The sequence below is a fragment of the Phenylobacterium sp. genome, from assembly GCF_037968635.1.
Taxonomy (GTDB): domain Bacteria; phylum Pseudomonadota; class Alphaproteobacteria; order Caulobacterales; family Caulobacteraceae; genus Phenylobacterium.
Window position 1 is genome coordinate 1 of sequence record NZ_JBBKVV010000047.1, and the last position, 3,681, is coordinate 3,681.

Below are 3,681 nucleotides of genomic sequence, written 5' to 3' on the forward strand. Positions count from 1 at the left end.
TTTCGCCGAGCGAGTCGGCGCTGGAAGGCTTCCGGATCACGCGCGAACGGCCAGGGACGATCCTGGCCTGGAGCCTGGTCTACTTCCTGGGGATCATGGTGATCGCCATGATCATGGTCGTGACGCTGGGCCCAGACTTCATCACCTACCTCAAGAGCGGCAGCCAGGAGACCGCCGACGCGGCCACCTATGGTGCGATGCTGAAGCAGCATCTGTGGGCGTTCCTGGTCGTCATGGTGTTGGCCGTCGTCCTGACCTCGATCCTGATGGGGGGGATCTACCGGCTGGCGCTTCGTCCGTCAGAGAAGGGTTTCGCGCATCTGCGGCTTGGGGCGGACGAACTGCGTCTGACCGTGGTCAATCTCGTCCTGTTCTCGGTCGGCATCGCCTTCCTGGTCGTCGGTTTCACGGCGGCGGCGATCGGAGGCCCGTTCGGCGTCCTGGTCAGCCTTGCGGTGACCGTGGGGATGATCTGGGCGGGCGTGCGGCTGCTCCTGGCCACCCCCATGACCTTCGCCGAGCACCGGATATCCATCCTCCAATCCTGGCGCCTGACCCAGGGCCACTTCTGGAGCCTGTTTGGCATGACCATCCTGGCCATCATCTTCTATGTGATGGTCTGGGTGCTGTTTTCGATCATCAGCGCGGCGACGGTGGCGCTGGCGGGCGGCAATGAGGCTATCGCCAATCCCGCCAACCTGGCGCCCCTGGCCATCGTGGCCTTCGTCGCCACGCTGCTCGTCCAGTTGCTGCTGCCGATCCTGCAGGTGGTGATGATCTATTCGCCGCTGGCCGAGGCCTATCGCGAACTGACGGGCGCGCCGCGCGGCTGATCGCGATCCCCAAGATCGTCATGGCCGGGACAAGCCGGCCATGACGATGAGAGAGGTTAGGCGTTGGCGCTGGGACGCGCGGTGACCCGGTCGTGCCAGGCCTTCAGGTGTTCAAACTCGGGGTCCATCGGCAGGCCGATCCACTCGGCGAAATCGACCGTGGAGAGCAGGCAGATATCGGCCATGGTGTAGGTGTCGCCCACCACGAACTGGTGACCCGCAAGCTCACGGTCCAGATACTTCTGCGCGCCCTTGTAGGTCTCGGCGTTGGACTCGCCAAAGTCCTTGAACTGGGTCAGCAGGGCCGCGGTGCGCGGGTGGGCGTGACGCCAGTACATGCCGACCGGCGTCATGACGGTGAATTCGACGCGGCGGATCCACTGGTCCACCAGGGCCTTTTCCAGCGCCGTGGTCCCGAACATCGTCGAGCCGGGATTGGTCTCGTCCAGATAGCGGCAGATGGCGACGGTCTCGGAGATGGTCGTGCCGTCGTCCAGCTCCAGGGTGGGGAGCTGGCCCATGGAGTTCTTGGCGCGGAACTCCGGGCTCTTGTGCTCGCGCTTCATCATGTTGACCGGCGTCTCGGGCAGGTCGATGCCCTTCTCGGCCAGGAAGATGCGCACGCGGCGGGGATTGGGGGCCGGGTTCGGCGCGCCGTAAAGCTTCATGGGTCGACTCCAATGCTCAAAACTATGGAACGACGCTATTTCAAACGGCTGTTTGAGGGAAGGCCCTAGGCGTTCACCAGCTTCTTCACCCGCGCCTTGCGGCGATCCTCGTGGCGCTTGAGCACCTCGGCGAGGTAGCGGCCGGTCCAGCTCTTGGAATTGGCGGCCACCTGTTCCGGCGTGCCCTGGTCCACGATCTCGCCGCCGCCATCGCCGCCCTCGGGACCGAAGTCGACGATCCAGTCGGCGGTCTTCACGACGTCGAGATTGTGCTCGATGACCACCATGGTGTTGCCCTGGTCAGCCAGTTCGTGGAGCACCTCCAGCAGCTTCTTCACGTCCTCGAAGTGCAGACCCGTGGTGGGCTCATCGAGGATGTAGAGGGTCTTGCCGGTGGCCTTGCGCGACAGCTCCTTGGAGAGTTTCACGCGTTGGGCCTCGCCCCCCGAGAGGGTGGTGGCCGACTGGCCGACCTGGACATAGCCCAGGCCCACCTTCTTCAGGGTGTCCATCTTGTCGCGCACCGGGGGCACGGCCTTGAAGAAGTCGGCGGCCTCCTCGACGGTCATGTCCAAGACGTCGGAGATCGACTTGCCCTTGAACAGCACCTCCAGGGTTTCGCGGTTGTAGCGCTTGCCGTGGCAGACATCGCAGGTGACGTAGACGTCGGGCAGGAAGTGCATCTCGATCTTGATCAGGCCGTCGCCCTGGCAGGCCTCGCAGCGGCCGCCCTTGACGTTGAAGCTGAACCGGCCCGGCCCATAGCCGCGGGCCTTGGACTCCGGCAGGCCGGCGAACCAGTCGCGGATCGGCTGGAAGGCGCCGGTATAGGTGGCCGGGTTGGAGCGCGGCGTGCGGCCGATGGGCGACTGGTCGATGTCGATGACCTTGTCGAACATCTCCAGCCCCTCGATGCGGTCGTGGGGGGCCGGCGCGTCGGAGGCGTTGTGCAGCCGCCGCGCGGCGGCCTTGTAGAGGGTCTCGATGGTGAAGGTGGACTTGCCGCCCCCCGACACCCCGGTGATGCAGGTGAAGGTTCCGGCCGGGATCTCACCGGTGACGTTCTTCAGGTTGTTGCCGGTGGCGCCGATGACCCGCAGCACCTTCTTCTTGGAGATCGGGCGGCGATCCTGCGGCACCTCGATCTCGCGGGCGCCCGACAGGTACTGGCCGGTGATGCTCTTGGGGTTGGCCATCACCTGGGCGGCGGTGCCCTCGGCGATGATCTCGCCCCCGTGGATGCCGGCGGCAGGACCCATGTCGATGACGTAGTCGGCGGTCATGATCGCCTCCTCGTCATGCTCCACCACCAGCACCGAGTTGCCCAGGTCCCGCAGGCCCTTGAGGCTGGTGAGCAGGCGAGTGTTGTCGCGCTGATGCAGGCCGATGCTGGGTTCGTCCAGCACGTAGAGCACGCCGGTCAGGCCCGAACCGATCTGGCTGGCCAGCCGGATGCGCTGGCTCTCGCCGCCCGACAGGGTGCCCGAGGCGCGGCTGAGGTTCAGGTAGTCCAGCCCGACGTTCACCAGGAACCGCAGGCGATCATTGATTTCCTTCAGGATGCGCCGGGCGATCTCCATCTGCTTGTCGGTGAGGCTGGTCTCCAGGGCGGTAAACCACTCCTCGGCGTGGCGGATCGACAGGCGCGAGACCTGACCCACATGCTGGCCGGCGATCTTCACCGCCAGGCTTTCGGGCTTCAGGCGATAGCCCTCGCAGGCCTCGCAGGGGGTCTCGGACTGATAGCGGCCCAACTCCTCGCGCACCCAGGAACTGTCGGTCTCTCTCCAGCGGCGCTCCAGGTTCGGCAGCACGCCTTCGAAGGTCTTGTTGACCTCATACTTCCGGGCGTTGTCGTCATAGACGAACTTGATCTTGTCGGTTCCCGATCCGTAGAGGACGACCTTCCTGGCCTGGTCGGACAGCTTGTAGAACGGCTCGTCCATCGAGAAGCCGTAGTGCCGCGACAGGGCCTGCAGGGTCTGGGTGTAGAGGGGCGAGGGGCCTTTCGACCACGGCGCGATGGCCCCTTTGTGCAGGGATTTGTCCTTGTCGGGCACGATGGTGTCGGCGTCGAAGGCCAGCTTCATGCCCAGGCCGTCGCAGACCGGGCAGGCGCCATAGGGGTTGTTGAACGAGAACAGCCGCGGCTCGATCTCGCTGATGGTGAAGCCGGAGAC

The 3,681-nt window shown here is 65.2% G+C and carries 3 protein-coding genes; 1 reads left to right on the forward strand and 2 read right to left on the reverse strand.

Features of this window, described 5'->3' with window-relative positions:
* Window positions 1-833 (forward strand): hypothetical protein (locus AAC997_RS05095; RefSeq protein ID WP_340644607.1); only part of this gene is annotated, 833 nt, incomplete at its 5' end.
* A 56-nt stretch (window positions 834-889) separates the two neighbouring features.
* Here the strand turns inward: AAC997_RS05095 and AAC997_RS05100 are convergent.
* Window positions 890-1,501: a glutathione S-transferase family protein gene (locus tag AAC997_RS05100; protein WP_340644608.1), complete on the reverse strand. Its 612-nt coding sequence runs from the start codon at window positions 1,499-1,501 to the stop codon at window positions 890-892.
* A 65-nt stretch (window positions 1,502-1,566) separates the two neighbouring features.
* A partial coding sequence (gene uvrA, locus AAC997_RS05105) for an excinuclease ABC subunit UvrA (RefSeq protein WP_340644609.1) occupies window positions 1,567-3,681 on the reverse strand: 2,115 nt, incomplete at its 5' end.

Bases quoted from the DNA above. Each gene is read 5' to 3' on its own strand.
- AAC997_RS05100 (WP_340644608.1), bottom strand. From the start codon at position 1,501: ATGAAGCTTTACGGCGCGCCGAACCCGGCCCCCAATCCCCGCCGCGTG.